Below are 17,911 nucleotides of genomic sequence, written 5' to 3'. Positions count from 1 at the left end.
GTAGCGGTCGGGGGCCGCCGCGGCCGGCCGCGCGGTCACCAGCCGCAGTTCGGCGTGCTGCGCGTTCGCCTCCCCGGCCGCCCAGCGCACCAGGCCCTGCCCGTCCCTCGTGGACACCCCGGCGACGACACGGCGGAATCGCGTACTCATGTCCGGGCCACCGCGACCGGGCATTCGGCGTGGTGCAGCAGGGTCTGGCCGACCGAGCCGATCCCCATGCCGACGAACGCGCCGTGGCCACGCGAGCCGACGACGATCAGCTGCGCACCCTGCGAGAGCAGCGCGCGGTCGGGCCGGTCGCGCCGCACGACCGGGCGCACCTCGACGTGGGGGAACTTGTCCCGCCACACGGACAGCCGCTCGGCGAGCAGTTTCTCCTCCTCGGCCTGCAGCCAGTCCCAGTCGACCGCGTAGGCCAGCGCCGTCCACGCACCGGCCATGTTCACGTCCAACCAGGTGTGCACGGCCACCAGCGGAACACCGCGCGCCGCGGCCTCCTCGAACGCGAAGGTCAGCGCGGCATCGCTCAGCTCGGAGCCGTCGACACCGACGACGACCGGGCCGTTCGCCGGCGGCGCACCGTCGCGGCTCGACGAGTGCATGACCACGACCGGGCAGTGGCCGTGCGCGGACAGCGCCACCGCCACCGAGCCGACGAGCATCGACGTGAACCCGCCCAGCCCGCGGGAGCCGAGCACCATCAGCTGCGCGGTCCGGGACTCGGCGATCAGCACGTCGGTGGCGATGCCGGCCTGCAGGTCGGTGGCCACCGCCAGGCCGGGCGCGGCATGGCGCGCCGCCTCACTCGCCTCGTTCAGCCAGTGGCGGCCCTGCTCCAGCACCGCGTCGCGGTACTCCGGCGGTGGCGACACCTGACGCGGGTGCCGCACCGGCATCAGGTGGCAGACATGCACCAGACGCAACGGCACACCGCGGCGCTCGGCCTCGCGCGCCGCCCAGCGCACCGCGTGCAGCGCCGACGCCGAACCGTCCACACCCACCACGACAGGGTGCTCGGTCTCGTTGGCATACATGGTCTTCTCTCCTCACGGGTGGCCGAGGCGGAGCAGCAGCTGCGGGAACCCCGCCAGCGACAGGGACTCCACGAGCCCGGCCCGCACCTCGTGCAGTTGGCAGGGTTGGGTGAGCACCGAGCCGACGAGGCCGGCGTCCGTGGCCGTGAGCCAGGTCCGCTCGGCGGCCATGCCGGCCCGGACGTGGTCGTACCGGCCGTCGTCGGGGGTCTGGACCAGCAGGAGGAGCTCGCGGCTCAGCCGGTCGGCCAGGAAACCGACGTCGGGTATGGCCGTCGTCGGCCGGACCAGACCGGCCCACGGCAGCGTGGCGACGCGTCGGGTCGCCGACGACACGCCGGCACCCGGTGACGGATCCCGGACCGGCGCGGTCCACGCGGCCAGCTCACGCTGGTAGGCGCGATCGGCACGCAGCACGAGCGCGCTGTGGTTCAGCAGCCTCGCCAGCACCGCGACCTCCCCCGGCTCGGTGACCGGGCGCAGACCCACGCCGTCGACGTCGTGTCCGCCCAGGAGTTCCCGGCGCAGGTCGCGCTCGACGGGACGGGCCGCGAACTCCCCGCGGTGACTGCGCCGGGCGGAGATCGCCCGGTAGCGGCGCCGGTCCCCGTCCGACGGCTCGGCCCGGCCGGTGGCTGTGACCCGCACGACCTCGTCCGGGTGGGCACGGTCGTGCCGCGGGTCGATGTCGACCACCCGGCCCAGGAAGCGCGCGGCGAGCAGCACGTGCTCGAGCGCGGCGCCGCAGGAGATGAGCCGGTCCCGGCCGACCGGGTCGTGGTGCGGCAACGCGCGGTCGAGCCGCTCGTACAGCGAGATGTGCTCGTCGTGGAACTCCAGCACCCACGGCCGCGTGTTGTGCACCGACGGCGCCAGCGCGGTCGCCGCGGTGATCAGCTGCTTCTCGGCCGACGTCCACCCGCTCACGACGGCACCGCCGTCCGGACCGTGGTGACGGCGCCGACCGGCCTGCGCGGAGTCCGGCTCACGGGTTGGCCGTAGCCGATGCGCAGCGCCGTCTGCGGCTGCCCCGCCACGTCCAGCAACGCACGCAGCGTGGTCCGCACGTGCGGCACCTCGACCGGCTGGGACAGGAACGACGCGCTCAACCCGAGGACGGTGGCGGTCAGCAGCACCCGCTGGAGGGCGAGCCCGGCACGCAGGTGGTCACGCGGGGTGTCGCCGTGTGTGGTCAGCAGGGCCACCATCGGCTCCCACTCGAACGGGCGTTCCACGGTGGACTCCTCGTGGAACCGCCTCAGCGTCAGCAGTGACCCGTCGGTGGGCCGGGGACCACCCGCCGAGCGCGGCACACCGTCCTCCGCGTGGCCGGTGTTCCGGTACGCCCACGCGCGCAGCTCGCGCTGGAAGGCCGGGTCCTCCTGCTGGAGGTGGTCGGCGCGGCGCAGCAGCGTGGCGAACGTGTCCAGCGTCTTCGGCGTGTCCAGCACGATCAGGTGGGCCCGCTCAGTCTCGGCGGCGCGGGCCAGCGCGTGCCGGTGTGCCGGCGGCACGGCCCGTTCGGTGAACGGGCGGCGGTTGGTCACGCGGCGTGCGACGGCACGCGCGAGAGTCGCCTGCTCGGGTGTCGCCGGGCGGGGCCGGGTGACCCGCAGCACCGCGAGGAGGTCCGGGCGGTTCGGGTCGGGCAGCAGGTCGACCACCGTGCTCCGGCCCGAAGCCTCGACCGCGAGCCGCAGGTTGAACAACGCGGCGCCACACGAGATGCGGGCCTCCCGGGCCGCCCGGTCGGCCACCGGCAGTACCCGGGCCTCGTCGAGGTGCACCTTGACGAACGGCGAGGCCACCACGAACCGCCACGGCTGCGTGTTGTGCACCGAGGGCGCCAGGATCGCCGCACTCAGCGCCTGCTGGATCACGGCGTCGGTGGTTTTCATGGCATGGCTCCTGAAATCCGTTGTCGGGCTTGGTTCAGCGTGACCGGCCCGTGCCGGCGGCGGGAGCGGCGAGGTTCCCTCCCGGACAGGGCACTTGGTCCCTCGCCGACGGCGGCGGTGCGGCGGTCACGGCGCCGCTCGCCGCTGGGTGATGTGCCGCTGGACGGCGTCGACGCGCTCGACCATCCGCGTGTCGAGAGCGGCGAGTTCGTCCTGGGTCATGACATGCGCGTCGGGGCCGGGGAACACCAGACCTTCCCGGTCGGTGTCCAGCCACTGGACCCGGAACGGTGGCGCGCCGTCCGGGGAGCTCACCTCGAGGATCCGCGCGCGTCTGGCGGCGTTGTCGGTTCCGGCGATCTCGACGATCAACCAGTCACCGGGCTTGGCGTGCATCGCTCGTCCTTTCCCGAAAAATCTGGGTCACTCCCATGCTCCGGCCCGCACAGCGGGGTCCGGGAGAGAAGGAAGTCCCCGCCCGCCGGGCCCAACGTCGCGACCTTGCGACGAAAAGGCCCTGGGCTCGTGAGCCCAGGGCCTTCTGTCGGCGCTCGTCACAGGGGACTGGTGACGGTGTCGTCCAGCTCGTAGCTCACGTTGTTGCGGACGGCGACGACGCCCGGCACGGCCTGTGTGAGCTGACCGGCGATCTGTGCGGTGGTCCGGCGTTCCACCTGTCCGTCCAGTGTGGCCACTCCACCGGTGATCTCGACGGCCAGACTGTTGGGGAACAACCACATGCCCCTCTTGAACACCCGCTCCTCGACGTCCACCTTGATCTCGTCGTCGGGGCGGAGGAACGTGCCGATCACGTCGCGGCGGGACACGATGCCCACCAGCAGGCCGTCGCCGTCGACCACGCACAGACGGCGGATGTTCTTCTCCGCCAGCAACCGCGCGGCCGCGGTGATGGTCGCGTCCACGCCGACGCCGACGACCGGCGCGGTCATCAGGTCCGCCGCGACGCGGCCGGTGGCCTTCTGCCACCGCGCACGCCGCTTGCGCCCGAACCACGGCCGGGTCCCGCCGCCGCGGTGTTCCTGCTTGACGAGCGTGTCCGCCTCGGACACCACGCCGACCGGCCTGCCCGCACTGTCGACCACGGGCAGCCCGCTCACCCGGTGGGTGTTCATCAGCGCCACCAGCTCCTTGAACGCGGTCTCCGGGCGCGCGGTGACGACATTCCTGGTCATCACGGACTCAACGGTGGGTTCCCACATCACGTACTCCTCTCTCCAGGTTCGAAACCCGTCCACGCCCCGCCGGCGAGGACGTCGTCGACGACGTGGGTGAGGTTGTCGCGGACACCGACCACGCCGGGCAGCGCCCGGATCATCCGGACCGCGGCGTCGGCCAGGCCGCGCCTGGCGACCTCGCCGTCCATCGAGACCACACCGGCGTGGATCCGAACGTCGACGGTGCCGGGTGCGATACCGGTCAGGAGGAGCAGCTCCGCGACCCGGGTGCGCAACTCCTCGTCGTCGCACAGGTACACGCGCAGCAGGTCGCGCCGTGACACCACGCCGGTGACCCGGCCGTCGCGGTCGATGACGATCAGCCTGCGGATGCCCTCCTCCGCGAGCAGCCGTGCCGCGAAGCTCACCGGCTCGTCGGCGTGCACCGCCCGCACCGGGCTGGTCATCACCTCGGCCGCGTTCCGTGCCTGCGCCCGGTACCACCGCTCCCGCCCGGCCCGGTCGCCGTGGGGCAGCTCGTCCTGCCCGCCGTGGAACTCCTGCTTGGCGAGCAGGTCCGCCTCCGACACGACACCGATCGGCCGACCGTCGCGGTCGACCACCGGCACGGCACTGACCTCGCAGGCGGCCAACACCGCGACCAGTTCCCGGAACGGCGTATCCGGCAGAACGGTCACCACCTTCGTGGTCATGACCGACGCGACGGTCGTCTCATCCACCACGGCCTCCTCGTTTCTGGTTCACCTCAAGGAAACGCGTTCCGGCGGCGTCGGCACAGAGCACCAACGCCTTCACGAAGGGGACCAAAGGCCCGCGCCGCCGGCACCCGACCTCGCACGGGAAGGGGAACCTCGTCGGTGCCTGCCGCGGGCGCGCCGAGCCGATGACGGAGGGCGGGTACGGCAGGAGGAGGACGGCGTGGCCGGACACCGTGGCGAGGCCGAGGTAGACGTCCGGCGCGAGCCGCCGGTTCAGCTCCACCTCGCGGCGGCACGCCGCCAGCCGGCGCCTCGGCGTGCCGAGTCCAGGAACCCCAGCTCGACCGGCTTCTTCAGCTTGTACACCCGGTCCCCCACCAGGAAAGGACTTTCGTCCCTACTGTTCGCGCCGACAGACCACGGCGCACCGTGGCCCGATGGCACTACTGTTGCGGCTGGACGAGAAAGAGGAGGCGACGATGGCCGTTCGGGTGCTGTTGGTCGACGACCACGAGATCGTGCGCAGGGGCATCGCCGACCTGATCGGCACCGCCGAGGACCTCCAGGTCGTCGGCGAGGCCTCCGGGGTGACCGAGGCACTCGTCAGAGCACCGCAGGTCAACCCCGACGTCGCCGTGCTCGACGTGCGCATGCCCGACGGCAACGGCATCGAACTGTGCCGCGACCTCAAGTCGTCGATGCCCGACCTCAACTGCCTCATCCTCACCTCCTATGCCGACGACGACGCCCTCTTCGACGCCATCATGGCCGGCGCATCCGGATTCGTCCTCAAACAAGTCCTCGGCCTCGACCTGCTCAACGCCATCCGCACCGTCGGCAACGGCGGCTCCCTCCTCGACCCCAGAACCACCACCGCCCTGCTCAACCGCATCCGCCACGAACGCGAGAACCAGAACCCCCTCAACACACTCTCCGAACAAGAACACACGGTCTTCAACCTCATCGGCGAAGGCCTCACCAACCGACAGATCGGCGAACGCATGTTCCTCGCCGAAAAGACCATCAAGAACTACGTCTCCCACCTGCTCAACAAACTCGGCATGCAACGCCGCACCCAGGCCGCCGCCCTCGCCGCCGAACTCCGCACCCGCAGGACCGACAACGAGCAGTGAGCAACGAGCAGCGATCAACGAGCAGTGATCAACGAGCAGCGATCAACGAACAGTGATCAACGAACAGCGATCACGGTGGCGTGAGCGGCACCCGCCAGACCAGTCTGGTCCCGCCGTCCGTGCTCGTCGACACGGTGACCGCCCCGCCGCACTCCGCCGCGCGGCGTTCGAGGTTGAGCAGACCGCTGCGGGCCACGTCCGGCGGCATGCCCACACCGTTGTCGGTCACCCCGACCACCAGGTCCGCGCCGGCCTCGACGGTGACCACGATGTCGGTGGCGTGCGCGTGCCGGACCGCGTTGCTGACCCCTTCGTGCAGTGCGGCCAGCGCCTGCTCGGCGACGTTCGGCGGAACCAGCGTGTCCACCGCGCCGGAGATCCGCACCGCGGGCGAGGTCTCGGTGTTCGCGCTGGCCTCGGCCACCAGGTCCAGCATCCGCCGTCGCAGACTGGTCGGGCTCTCCTCACCGGAGGTGTGCAGGTCGAAGATCGAGGTGCGGATGTCCCGCATGGTCGTGTCGAGCTGACCGATCACGTTGGTCACCCGGCTGCGGGCCTCCGTGTCGCTGATCCGGCCGACGATGGCCTGCAGACTCATGCCTGATGCGAAGAGCCGCTGGATGACGTGGTCGTGCAGGTCCCCGGCGATCCGGTCGCGGTCGGCCAGCAGGTCCAGCATGCGTTGCTGACGCTGCTTGTCCGCCAACTCCAACGCCAGCGCCGCCTGCGCCGCGAACGACGCCAACATCGGCAGCTGCTCGCCGGTGAACCGGCGACCGTCCTTGTTCCGCAACGCCAACAACAACCCGGTCGCCCCGGTCGTCGCCGACCCGAACGGCACCGCGTCCGCCGGACCGTACTCGTCGAACAGATCGGCCTGCGGTCGCACCGCCTCCGCGAAGTCGTCGAACACGGCGGGCTTGCGGTCGGTGATGACCGCCGCGATCACCGGGATGCAGGCCGACACCTGCCGGCCGATCATCTCCGTGCCCCGGGAGCCCGCGGCGGCCTCCACCCGCAGCGTGTCCCCCGCCTCATCAGCCAGCAGGATCAACCCGATGTCCGACCCGGACAGCTCGCAGGTGCGGCGGGCGATCAGGTCGAACGCCTCCTCGCGGTCTGCCCCGCCCAGCAGCAGCGAGTTCACCTCACCCGACGCGTGCTGCCAGCGCTCCCGCCGCTGGGCCTGCTCGAACAGCCGCGCGTTCTCGATCGCCACCCCCGCCGCGGCCGCGAGCGCCTCGAGCACCACGACGTCGTCCTCGTTGAACTCCGTCTCGCCCTTCTTCTCGGTGAGGTAGATGTTGCCGAAGACCTCGTCCCGCACCCGCACCGGCGTGCCGAGGAAGCTGCGCATGGGCGGATGGTTGGGCGGGAACCCGACCGACGAGGGATGCTCGGCCAGGTCCGGCAGCCGGATCGGGAACGGATGCTCGATGAGGTGCCCCAGCAGGCCCTTGCCCTCCGGTAGGTGCCCCATCCCGGCCCTGGTCTCGGGGTCGATGCCGACGTAGACGAACTCCGAGAGCCCTTCTCGGTTACCGGCGAGCACACCCAGTGCGCCGTACCGGGCGTCGACCAGCTCGACGGCCGTCTGCACGATCCGCTGCAACGTCCCGGCCAACTCCAACCCGGCACCGACCGCGACCACCGCGTCGAGGAGCCCCTGCAACCGGTCCCGGGTCTTGCCGATCTCGGCCAGGCGGTCCTGCAACTCCGCGAGCAGCTCATCCAACCGCAACCCGGCCAACGACACACCCATCGATGACCGGCCTGCTCGGACCTCGCCGGTGACATCCGGCATCTCTCAAACCCGCTTCCGCAAGCGACCCGGTGAGGGCATCAGTGGCGAACGAGTTCACAGTATCGCTGACCAGCGGCTGGTCCTAGGGACGTTCGGCCTCCGGCGCGGTGCGGGTCACGGCCACCGGGCAGGGCGCGTGGCGCAGCAGGTGCTGGCTGGTCGAACCGAGCATCAGCCCGCGGAACCCGCCCCGGCCGCGGCTGCCGACGACCAGGAGCTGGGCGCGCTCGGCCTGCCCCAGCAGGGCGCGGCTGGCCCGCTCCCGGCTCACGTGCCGGCTGACGGTTACGTCCGGGTACTTCTCCTGCCAACCGGCGAGTCGCTCACCGAGCACCTCCTCCGCCTGTTGCGCCAGCGGGGCGAAGTCGAGCGCCGCCGCGCCGCCCGCGAAGGCGGTCTCCAGCACCAGGTCGGTCCAGGCGTGCACGGCGACCAGGTTGGTCCGGCGCGTGGACGCCTCGGCGAAGGCGAACGCGATCGCGGGTTCGCCGGCCGGGGTACCGTCCACGCCCACCACGACCGGGCCATCGAGATCCGCGCCACGCACCACCACTACCGGGCAGCGCGCGTGCGCGGCCACCTCGATGGCGGTCGAGCCGACGAGCAGTCCGGTGAAGCCGCCGAGGCCACGGGTGCCGAGGACGAGCAGGCCCGCATGCGCCGACTCCTCCAGCAGCGCCGGCACGGCCCCGGCCCTGACCTCGACGGTCTGGACGGCCAGCCCCGGCACCGTCTCCTCGGCCACCTTCCGGGCCTGGTCGAGCCACGTCCTGGCCTGCGCCAGGAGCGCCTGGTGCAGGGCGTGCCAGTCGACGAACCCCGGCGCGTAGCCCACGGGAATCCCGTGCGCGTGCACGAGGTGCAGGGGCAGGTGCCGTCGCCGGGCCTCGTCGGCCGCCCAGCGGACCGCGTGCAGCGCGGACTCCGACCCGTCGACCCCGACCACGACCGGCGCGTTCACGCCGCTCACGACGTCACCTCACGGGCTCGGTGAAGTCGTGAGTCAGCGTGGTGCCGATGATTCGCTCCGCAAGCTCTGCTCATCGGTCGTCCTCGTCGCGGGCGGCGAAGGCGGTCGCCCGCACGACGCCGGGCACCGCCTCGGCCAGCACCGTGGCCACGTGGCGGTCGGTCTCGTCGTCGAACTGGTCGCCGATCGACACCATGCCGTCGTGCACCTCGACCCGCCAGCGGCGGTCGCCGCCGTAGATCTCCAGGCGGTGGCGGACGTCCTCGGCGATGGTGTGGTCGTCGCGGGCGATCACCCGCACGATGTCGCGCCGGGTCACGACCCCGACCAGCCGTGAACCGTCCACGATCGGCATGCTGCGGTAGCCGGCATCCAGCAGCGCCTTGGCCAGCACCGCCACGTCCGTGCCCGGCCCCATGGCGACCACCGCGGTGGTCATCACCTCACCCACCGTCGTGGTGGCCACCGTGGGCAGTTCCTCACCGGGATGGCACAGCGACCTCGGGTCACGGGGGACACGGTCCCGCACCAGATCGGCCTCGGTCACGATGCCGATCAGCCGATCCTCCTCGTCCACCACCGGCAGGGCGGTGAAGCCGTTGGCGGCCAGCAGCGCGGCCGACTCCTTGATCGGCGTCTCCGGCCGCACCGTGATCACCCGGGTGGTCATGATGTCACGCGCACGCATCGAAATCTCCTCTCACGCAGGTAGGTGGCGCAGGAACGGGTCGGCCGGCTCGCGGGCGCACCCACGCGTCCAGCACCCGACAGCCGTCCCGGTGGACGACGACGCTCATCGCATGCTCCCCACGACGCGGGGTCGGGCGCCGTCGTCGAAGGCGTACTCGAGCCGGTCCCGCACCTCCACCACACCGGCCACCGCGGACACCCGCTCGTCGAGCAGCGCCCGGGTGCTGCGCCACTCGACCAGCCCCAGCAGCAGCACGACCCCGTCCCGCACCTCGACCGTGAGCGGCGGCTGATCGGCCAGCACCCGCACGACCTCCGCGCGGATCGCGTCGTCGTCCCGGAGGTAGATGGCGAGCAGGTCCCGCCGTGACACCACACCCACCAGCCGGCCGCCCGCGGTGACGTACAGCCGCCGCACCCCGGCCGCTGTGAGCGACCGAGCCGCGGCCTGGAGCGACACGTCCTCGGTAACGGTGGGCGGCTGCCGGTCCATCAGCTCGCGCGCGGTGACCCCGGCGCCGTCCCGACCACCGAGCAGGTCGCCCTCGGACACCGCACCGACCAACCGCCCGTCACGGGCGACGACCGGCACCGCGCCGATCCGCCTGCTCGACAGGACCGCCGCCACGGTGGCGAACGAGGCGCCCGCTGGCACCGACACCGGGCACCGCGTCATCACGCTGCCGACCGTCATCGCTGGCACAGTCATCACGCCTCCTCTTTCGTCTCTGGCTCAAGCCTTCCCGCCCAGCGGCCCCGTGGTCAGAGGCGGAGGCAACGACGAACGCCGTCGAAGGTCCCGCGACAGGTCCCGGTGGGTTCGGGACTTTCGGCCGTGCCGCCCCAGCACCATGTCCGCCCGCACCATCCGTCACTGCTGTGCCGGCCGGTCATCGTGCCGAGTGGGCGACCTGCCACCTGTTCCAGAGGACCGCGTGCATGTTCGATCCGTCGTTGTTGCCCGAGGCACCGCAGACGACGCCTCTGTCGTTGACGCCGGTGGCCGTGTTCCACGAACCGACAGGCCCACCCAGAGACACGATGTTTCCGGCGGGATCCCATGTCATGGCACCGGAGTAGCGCGGCACGCCCGGCATGTGCCAGCCGTCGTCGGACGTCCCGACGACGGTGCCGGTGCTGTTCATCGCACTCGCCCAGGTGTGGTAGGTGAAGCTGTCGGCGCCGCCGAGGTCGGTGACCCGTCCCTGTACGTCCCAGCGGATCGGGTGCTCCGCCATGAAGTCGCTCAGGTAACCCTGTGCCTGGCCCAGCACCACGCCGTCATCGTTCATCGCGACAGGCCGGTACGACGAGTAGTTGGGCGGCGGTGCGAGCACGGTGACGCGCCCCAGCCGGCTCCACCTGACCACCTGGTCACCCCGGCTGCCGAGGATCATGCCCGCGTTGTTGATGTCCACGGCCTCGCTGGCCGTGTTGCTGAACGGGCCACCCAGATCCATCATCCGCCCCGCCGCATCCCAGTACACCGCATGCGTGACGTGCGTGCCCCCGATCACCACGTCGGAGTAGCCGACCGCCGCGCCCTGGTCGTTGATGGCGGTGGCGCCGCTGGACGTCCCACCCGGGAGCATGCGCAACTCGGTGACCCGGCCTTCGGAGTCCCAACGCACGGCGTGCCGCACAGCGTCGGCGTCGACGGCGGCACCCACCACGGTGCCGGACTCGTTCACATCCGCGGCGTACGTCTCCTGGGTGCCCGGCGGCGACTGCGTGTCGATCAGATTCCCGTGGGGATCCCACGACAGTGCGAACTGCAGGGTCCCGCCCGCGCCGTTGTCATGGCTGCTCCCGCCGAGGATGAACCCGCTGTCGGTGATCTCGCCCGCACTGGCCCACGAGACACCGGACGGAACGGGCAACGCGGTGATCCTGCCCAGGAAGTCCCAGCGCACCGCGGTCCCGGACGACACCCCGACCACCACGTCGTGGTTGTTGATGTCCGCGGCCTGGGACCACGAACCGGAAAGACCCTGCAACACCTTCGATCCCGGCACATCGTTCGCCGCCGCGCCGGCAGCCGGCGCTCCGGTCACCCCCAGCGCCGTGACCGCCGCGACCACCAGGACGGTCCGATGTCTTCTCATCCCTGCCTCCTCGTCCGTCGTCCCCGCCAGCCTCGCCACCCGGCACGGCCGCCGACAGGGACGGAAGTCCCTGCCGACCCGGGCCAACCGACCCTGGCGCCACGGCCCTGACCGGTGTGCGGCCGGTTGGCGAACTCGATCAGCTGTGGCGCGCGGAAGGGGTCTTTGGTCCCCTTCCATGGAGTCCATCGTCGGTGTCAGTGCTGCATCGGTTCAGGGAGAGTGAAGGTCGGAGATGACAGCAGGAGGGCAGTTCGTGATGGCCGCACCGGTAGTCGAGTCGACAGCGACTGATGCGTGGTCGGGTTTCCAGGGTCGGCAGTGGTGTGAGGAGATCGACGTTCGCGGGTTCATCCAGGACAACTACACCCCCTACGAGGGGGATGCGGGGTTCCTCGCGGGTCCGACGGAGCGCACCGGGCACCTGTGGCGAACGCTGGAGGCGTTGTTCGTCGAAGAGCGGTGCCGCGGGATCCTCGACGTGGACGTGCACACGCCGTCGTCGATCACCGCGCACGTGCCGGGGTTCATCGACCGTGAGCGTGAGCTGGTCGTCGGGTTGCAGACCGACGCGCCGTTGAAGCGGGCGATCATGCCGGCCGGCGGGTTGCGGATGGTGGAGTCCGGTCTGGCCGCGTACGGCTACGAGCTGGACCCGGCGGTGAAGGAGGTCTTCACCCGGTACCGCAAGACCCACAACGACGGCGTGTTCGACGCCTACACCGAGGAGATCCTGCGTGCCCGGCGCGCCGGGATCATCACGGGACTGCCGGACGCCTACGGACGCGGCCGCATCATCGGCGACTACCGGCGGGTGGCGCTCTACGGCGTGGACCGGCTCGTCGAGGCCAAGCGGGCCGAACGGGCGGCGCTGGACATCCTGCCCTCGACCGAGGCCACGATCCGGGACCGGGAGGAGCTGGCCGAGCAGATCCGGGCGCTGGACGAGCTGCGGCAGATGGCCGAGTCGTACGGCGACGACATCTCAAGGCCCGCGCGCACGGCCCGGGAGGCGATCCAGTGGCTCTACTACGCCTACCTGGCCGCCATCAAGGAGCAGAACGGCGCGGCCATGTCCATCGGCCGGATCTCCACCTTCCTGGACAGCTACCTGCAGCGCGACATCGAGGCGGGTCGACTGTCCGAGGTGGACGCACAGGAGCTGGTCGACGACCTGGTGATCAAGCTGCGGATCGTGCGGTTCCTGCGCACACCCGCCTACGACGAGCTGTTCTCCGGCGACCCGACCTGGGTGACCGAGAGCATCGGCGGCATCGGCGAGGACGGCAGGCCGTTGGTGACGCGCACCAGTTTCCGGTTCCTGCAGACCCTCTACAACCTCGGCCCCGCCCCGGAACCGAACCTGACCGTGCTGTGGTCGCCCCGGCTGCCGGAGGGGTTCAAGCGGTTCTGCGCGCAGGTGTCGGTCGACACCAGCGCCATCCAGTACGAGAGCGACGAGCTGATCCGGCCCCGGTACGGTGACGACGCCGCGATCGCGTGCTGCGTGTCGGCCATGCGGGTGGGCAAGCAGATGCAGTTCTTCGGCGCCCGCGCCAACCTGGCCAAGGCGCTGCTGTACGCGATCAACGGCGGCCGCGACGAGATCACCGGTGAACAGATCACGCCGCCGTTCGAGCCGCTGTCCGGGGACTACCTCGACTACGAGGAACTGCGTGCCGCGTTCGACCGGATGAACGACTGGCTCGCGAGGACCTATGTGGACGCGCTCAACATCATCCACTACATGCACGACAAGTACGCCTACGAGCGCATCGAGATGGCCCTGCACGACCACCCCGTGCAACGCCTGCTCGGCTGCGGCATCGCCGGCCTCTCGATCGTCGCCGACAGCCTGTCCGCGGTCAAGCACGCGCGGGTGAAGGTGGTTCGGAACCCGGCCGGCCTCGCCGTGGACTACGTGGTCGAGGGCGACTTCCCGCGCTACGGCAACAACGACGACTGCGCCGACGCCCTCGCGGTGGAGATCGTCGAGGACTTCATGGCGCACGTCCGGCACTACCCGGCCTACCGGGACGCCGAGCACACCCAGTCGGTGCTGACCATCACCTCGAACGTGGTGTACGGCAAGCACACCGGCAACACCCCCGACGGGCGCCGCGCCGGCGAGCCGTTCGCGCCCGGCGCCAACCCGACGAACGGCCGCGACACCCACGGGCTCGTGGCCGCCGCGCTGTCGGTGGCGAAGCTCCCCTACGACCAGGCGCGGGACGGGATCTCCCTGACCGCCACCGTCACCCCCGACGGGTTGGGCCACACCGGGGAGGAGCGGATCACCAACCTGGCCGGCATCCTCGACGGCTACGTCGACGCCGGCGGATACCACCTCAACGCCAACGTGCTCAACAGAAAGACCCTGCTGGACGCCATGGCACACCCGGAGAAGTACCCGCAGCTGACCATCCGCGTGTCCGGCTACGCGGTCAACTTCACCCGCCTGACCCCCGAGCAGCAGCGTGACGTGGTCAACCGCACCTTCCACGAGTCGCTGTGACCGCCACGGGTTCCGTGCACTCCTGGGACATCTCCACCGGCGTGGACGGTCCCGGTACCCGGTTCGTCGTGTTCACCAGCGGCTGCCCGTTGCGCTGCCTGTACTGCCAGAACCCGGAGACCTGGCGGATGCGCGACGGGCGCGCCACCACCGTGGACGAGTTGCTCGCCGAGATCACGAAGTACCGGCGGTTCATCGAGGTCGCCGGCGGCGGGTTCACCGTCAGCGGTGGAGAACCCCTGCTACAGCCGGGTTTCGTGGCCGAGCTGCTGCACGGTGTGAAGGCGCTCGGCCTGCACACCGCCCTCGACACCTCCGGTTACCTGGGTGCCAGGGCCACCGACGCGCTGCTCGCCGACACCGACCTGGTCCTGCTCGACATCAAGTCCTGGAACCCGGTTCGCCACCGGCGACTGACCACAGTGGACCTGGCGCCCACACTGGCCTTCGCCCACCGACTGTCCGAGCTGGACAAGCCGACGTGGATCCGGTACGTGCTCGTCCCCGGCCTCACCGACGAGCCGGACGACATCGACGGGCTCGCCTCCTTCGTCAGCACACTGCGCAACGTCGAACGTCTCGAGGTGCTGCCGTTCCACAAGCTGGGCGCGGCCAAGTACGCGAAACTGGGCATCCCGTTCCCGCTGGCGCGCACCCCGGCACCCGAGCCGGACCTGGTCCGGCGGGTCCGGGACCAGTTCGCCGGTCACGGCATCACCACAACCTGACCGGCCTCGTCGAATAGGCTTGAGGATCATGCGCACTCTTTCCGAGTCCCAGCTCGCCACCGTGCTGTCCCGGGTGGCCGGCGTGCCGCGGGTGGTGGTCAGCGGCAACTTCGCCACTCCCGGTCGTGCGCTGGGCGTGGTGGACAAGTCGGTGGCGGAGTACCGGTTGTTCGCGCTCAACGCCCAGCCCGGCATGCCGGACCGGGACGGGGTGACCCTGGAGACCCCGTTCGTCGGCGCGGGCATGCGCGGCAGCCCGCGGTTGCGGTACTTCCCGTCGCGGCTGTCGCTGGTGCCACACCTGCTGACCGGGACGCTGCCACCGGACATCGTGCTCGTGCACACCTCGACCCCCGTGGACGGCACGGTGTCGCTGGGCACCGAGGTGAACATCCTGCCGTCGGCGATCGAGGCGGTACGCGCCCGCGGCGGGATGGTGATCGCCCAGCTGAACCCGCGCATGCCGTTCACCTACGGCGACGCGGTGCTGTCCTGCGACGAGGTGGACTACGCGATCGAGGCCGACGAGCCGCTCGCCTCCCCGGTGCACCGTCCCACGAGCGAGGTGTCCCAGCGGATCGGCACCCGCGTGGCCGACCTGGTCGCGGACGGCGCCACCCTGCAACTCGGGATCGGCGCCGTCCCGGACGCCGTGCTCGCCGCTCTCACCGCCCGGCGCGGCCTGTCGGTGTGGTCGGAGATGTTCAGCGACGGCGTGCTGGGCCTGGAGCGAGCCGGCGCGCTCGACCGCGACGTGCCGGTGACCGCGTCGTTCGTCTTCGGCGGCGACGAGCTGTACGAGTGGGTCGACCGCAACCCGCGGATCCGGCTGTTGCGCACCGAGAAGACCAACGACCCCGGCCTGATCGCCCGCCAACACTCACTGGTGTCGATCAACAGCGCCCTGCAGGTCGACCTCTACGCCCAGGCCAACGCCAGCCGCGTGCACGGCGTGATCTACTCCGGCTTCGGCGGCCAGACCGACTTCGTCGTCGGCGCCCTGCACTCACCCGGCGGCAAGGCGATCATCGCCCTGCCCTCCTGGCATCCCAAGGCCGACGTGTCCACCGTCGTACCGCGACTGGCCGGCCCGGTCACCTCGTTCCAGCACAGCTACCTCGTCAGCGAACAGGGCACCGCCACCATCTGGGGCCACGACGCCGGCGAACAGGCCCACCAGATCATCGACAACGTCGCCCACCCCGACGCCCGTGACCAACTCCGCCACGCCGCCCACCAACTCGGGTTCACCCCGCCGACACCGTAGGCCGGTGGTGGTCACTCGCCGCTGGCTGCGATGACGTCGTCGACGTCGCGGCGCGCAGTGGCTGGAAGCGGGGCGGCGCTGGTGGGTGCCCAGCCGAGCCGGATGACCAGTTGGGGTTCGGCCGTGCCGCCGAGCACGTGGTCGCGGACCCTGCGGCGGGTGTCGGCGATCTCCAGGGGTTGTGACAGCGGGCAGCTGGCGAGGCCGAGCCCGGTCGCCGTGAGAAGGGCGGCGCTGGCGGCCTCGCCCGCCCGCAGCCGGGACAGCACGTCGTCACCGGAGGTGGCGATCAGCAGCAGCTCGGTCTGCTGGCCGTAGCGCTTGCCGGTGTGTGGGGCGAGCGTGCCGTGCGAGAACCTGCGTGTGTCGGGATCGTCGTGACGTCCCCGGGCCGGGATGTTGGCGGCCGGGACACCGTCGCCGCTGGCACGGGCACGGCCGGTCCAGGTGGCCAGTTCGAGGGTGTACCCGGGAGCGCTTTCCTGGATCACCGCGGCCTGCGCGATCGCGCCGGCGAGCGCGAACCGGGCGGCGGGGTCGACGACCGCGATCCCCAGTGCCCCGTGGGCGCGGACCTGTCCCGCGATGCGCTCGAGGTGGTCCGGTGACACGGGCCAGTCCGACATGCGCCGCCGGTCGGTGCGGCGTCGCGCGATCATCGCCGCCGCCGCCACGTCGGAGTCGGTCGGGTCGTAGGAGGTGAGTTCCAGGCTCGCGAGGTGGTCGGGCACGGCCGGGTTGGGCACCCGGTGCACGGCGGTGGCCCACCCGAGGGCCGCGAGCGCGACGCGCACGTGATGCAGCACCGCACCACAGCTGACGGTCAGGTCCCGCCCGTTCGGATCGGTGGCGGTCACCTGCCGGGTCCGGTCGGCGAACAGGTGGATGGACCCGTCACCGAGCCGCCACCGCCAGGGCTGGGTGTTGTGGATCGACGGAGCACGGGTGGCGAGCGTGATCGCCGTCCGCACGGTCTCCCGGTCCGGTTCCACGGATGTCATGGCTGTCCCTTTCCTCGCAGCGAGTTCTGCCGGCCACCGTGGTGACGGCCGGCAGAACCGGATCGCACGGGTGCTCACCGCAGCCAGGGGTTCTTCCTGACGGAACCGAGGTTCGCCCAGGTCCTGCCGAGGCCCCAGGTGTTGCCGGCGGCGACGACCGCCAGCGTGATCAGCACCAGCGCGTAGATGATGTGGTAGTCGATGATCGGGTTGGTCGACATGGTCGGCTGGCCCGCGTCGGTGAACCGGGCGAGCGGCCACTCGGCGGCCCACATCAGCAGCATCATCAACGTGCCCGCACCCGCGGCGACCCGCAGGCCGACGCCCAGCACCAGGGCGACGCCGACGCCGGCGAGACCGAGCATGAACAGCCAGTCCGCGAAGCCCGCGCCGGCCCAGGAACGGAACATGTCGGCGAACGGACCGTGGTCGAGGCTGCCGAGGAAACCCTTGGTCGGAGAACCGCCGTTGATCCACGCCCCCTTGTCCGGGGTCGCGTAGCCGAGACCGAACACCTTGTCCACGAACGCCCACGCGAACACCAGACCCACGACGATCCGCACCACCGCGGTCATCCTGCTCGCCGCCGTCGTAGGCGACGCGGTCGCGGTGGCGGTACCCGGCAGAGGAACGTTGTTCTTCTTCTGCCGCGGGTGCTCCTTGATGGCCATTCCCGGTCCCTCCCTTGTCTTTGTCGGCTTCGAACCAAGTGTCTGCCGTCGACGCGGCAGCGCGCCGGAGTCCAAGGCCATCTCCTCCCGCGCCGTTGGTCCCGCCGCCCGGTGCTGGCGATCCACATCGAGTTCGAACGGCACCCCGATCCCGCGGTCGAGGAACCGGTGGTCGCCGCGCACGAGCTGCGTGGACCGCTG

17 protein-coding genes are annotated in these 17,911 nt (G+C 71.1%); 4 read left to right on the top strand and 13 right to left on the bottom strand.

The window, feature by feature from the left end:
- Positions 1 to 146 precede the first annotated feature (146 nt).
- The 6 genes from ACJ73U_RS28845 to ACJ73U_RS28820 form a co-directional block, all read right to left on the bottom strand.
- Positions 147 to 1,034: a universal stress protein gene (locus tag ACJ73U_RS28845; protein WP_407780872.1), complete on the bottom strand. Its 888-nt coding sequence runs from the start codon at positions 1,032 to 1,034 to the stop codon at positions 147 to 149.
- A gap of 12 nt (positions 1,035 to 1,046) precedes the next feature.
- Positions 1,047 to 1,961, bottom strand: a complete 915-nt coding sequence (locus ACJ73U_RS28840) for an Acg family FMN-binding oxidoreductase (protein ID WP_407780871.1) — start codon at positions 1,959 to 1,961, stop codon at positions 1,047 to 1,049.
- Positions 1,958 to 2,932 carry an Acg family FMN-binding oxidoreductase gene (locus ACJ73U_RS28835; RefSeq protein ID WP_407780870.1) on the bottom strand — a complete coding sequence of 325 codons (975 nt, stop codon included), beginning with the start codon at positions 2,930 to 2,932 and terminating at the stop codon, positions 1,958 to 1,960. The genes ACJ73U_RS28840 and ACJ73U_RS28835 overlap by 4 nt, the downstream gene beginning before the upstream one ends.
- 126 nt (positions 2,933 to 3,058) lie before the next feature.
- On the bottom strand, positions 3,059 to 3,328 hold the full coding sequence (locus tag ACJ73U_RS28830) for a DUF1918 domain-containing protein (RefSeq protein WP_407780869.1): 270 nt from the start codon (positions 3,326 to 3,328) through the stop codon (positions 3,059 to 3,061).
- Positions 3,329 to 3,486: 158 nt separating this feature from the next.
- Complete coding sequence (locus ACJ73U_RS28825; protein ID WP_407780868.1) at positions 3,487 to 4,125, bottom strand: CBS domain-containing protein; 639 nt, start codon at positions 4,123 to 4,125, stop codon at positions 3,487 to 3,489.
- 26 nt (positions 4,126 to 4,151) lie between these two features.
- The gene (locus tag ACJ73U_RS28820; protein WP_407780867.1) at positions 4,152 to 4,847 is read right to left on the bottom strand and encodes a CBS domain-containing protein; all 696 of its coding nucleotides are present in this window, start codon (positions 4,845 to 4,847) and stop codon (positions 4,152 to 4,154) included.
- 458 nt (positions 4,848 to 5,305) lie between these two features.
- Here ACJ73U_RS28820 and ACJ73U_RS28815 point away from each other — a divergent pair, with 458 nt between their 5' ends.
- A complete protein-coding gene (locus tag ACJ73U_RS28815) occupies positions 5,306 to 5,959 on the top strand; it encodes a response regulator (RefSeq protein WP_407780873.1) in 654 nt (217 codons plus the stop codon).
- Positions 5,960 to 6,029: 70 nt separating this feature from the next.
- Here the strand turns inward: ACJ73U_RS28815 and ACJ73U_RS28810 are convergent, their stop codons facing one another.
- From ACJ73U_RS28810 to ACJ73U_RS28790, 5 genes are all read right to left on the bottom strand, one after another.
- The gene (locus ACJ73U_RS28810; protein WP_407780866.1) at positions 6,030 to 7,721 is read right to left on the bottom strand and encodes a GAF domain-containing protein; all 1,692 of its coding nucleotides are present in this window, start codon (positions 7,719 to 7,721) and stop codon (positions 6,030 to 6,032) included.
- A 124-nt stretch (positions 7,722 to 7,845) separates the two neighbouring features.
- On the bottom strand, positions 7,846 to 8,733 hold the full coding sequence (locus ACJ73U_RS28805) for a universal stress protein (RefSeq protein WP_407780865.1): 888 nt from the start codon (positions 8,731 to 8,733) through the stop codon (positions 7,846 to 7,848).
- Positions 8,734 to 8,803: 70 nt separating this feature from the next.
- Positions 8,804 to 9,421 (bottom strand): HPP family protein, encoded by a 618-nt coding sequence (locus ACJ73U_RS28800; RefSeq protein ID WP_407780864.1) that lies wholly within the window; start codon positions 9,419 to 9,421, stop codon positions 8,804 to 8,806.
- A gap of 105 nt (positions 9,422 to 9,526) precedes the next feature.
- Positions 9,527 to 10,132 (bottom strand): CBS domain-containing protein, encoded by a 606-nt coding sequence (locus ACJ73U_RS28795; RefSeq protein WP_407780863.1) that lies wholly within the window; start codon positions 10,130 to 10,132, stop codon positions 9,527 to 9,529.
- A gap of 181 nt (positions 10,133 to 10,313) precedes the next feature.
- Complete coding sequence (locus ACJ73U_RS28790; RefSeq protein WP_407780862.1) at positions 10,314 to 11,528, bottom strand: hypothetical protein; 1,215 nt, start codon at positions 11,526 to 11,528, stop codon at positions 10,314 to 10,316.
- A 259-nt stretch (positions 11,529 to 11,787) separates the two neighbouring features.
- Here ACJ73U_RS28790 and pflB point away from each other — a divergent pair, with 259 nt between their 5' ends.
- From pflB to ACJ73U_RS28775, 3 genes are read left to right on the top strand one after another with little or no spacing between them, the layout of a single operon-like run.
- Entirely contained in the window at positions 11,788 to 14,043 is a 2,256-nt protein-coding gene (pflB, locus tag ACJ73U_RS28785; protein ID WP_407780861.1) for a formate C-acetyltransferase, read from the top strand.
- A complete protein-coding gene (gene pflA, locus ACJ73U_RS28780; RefSeq protein WP_407780860.1) occupies positions 14,040 to 14,771 on the top strand; it encodes a pyruvate formate-lyase-activating protein in 732 nt (243 codons plus the stop codon). Before pflB ends, pflA begins: the two co-directional genes overlap by 4 nt.
- Positions 14,772 to 14,799: 28 nt before the next feature.
- Positions 14,800 to 16,038 carry an acetyl-CoA hydrolase/transferase family protein gene (locus ACJ73U_RS28775; protein WP_407780859.1) on the top strand — a complete coding sequence of 413 codons (1,239 nt, stop codon included), beginning with the start codon at positions 14,800 to 14,802 and terminating at the stop codon, positions 16,036 to 16,038.
- A gap of 11 nt (positions 16,039 to 16,049) precedes the next feature.
- On the opposite strand, the gene ACJ73U_RS28770 is transcribed toward ACJ73U_RS28775, so the two are convergent.
- Entirely contained in the window at positions 16,050 to 17,039 is a 990-nt protein-coding gene (locus ACJ73U_RS28770) for an Acg family FMN-binding oxidoreductase (RefSeq protein WP_407780858.1), read from the bottom strand.
- A gap of 74 nt (positions 17,040 to 17,113) precedes the next feature.
- Positions 17,114 to 17,710, bottom strand: a complete 597-nt coding sequence (locus tag ACJ73U_RS28765) for a hypothetical protein (protein ID WP_407780857.1) — start codon at positions 17,708 to 17,710, stop codon at positions 17,114 to 17,116.
- Between the last annotated feature and the right edge of the window lie 201 nt (positions 17,711 to 17,911).

The organism is Actinophytocola sp. (genome assembly GCF_045807065.1).
GTDB lineage: Bacteria > Actinomycetota > Actinomycetes > Mycobacteriales > Pseudonocardiaceae > Actinophytocola.
Note: the sequence above shows the minus strand (reverse complement) of the source record. Positions and strands in the feature narration are given on the sequence as shown.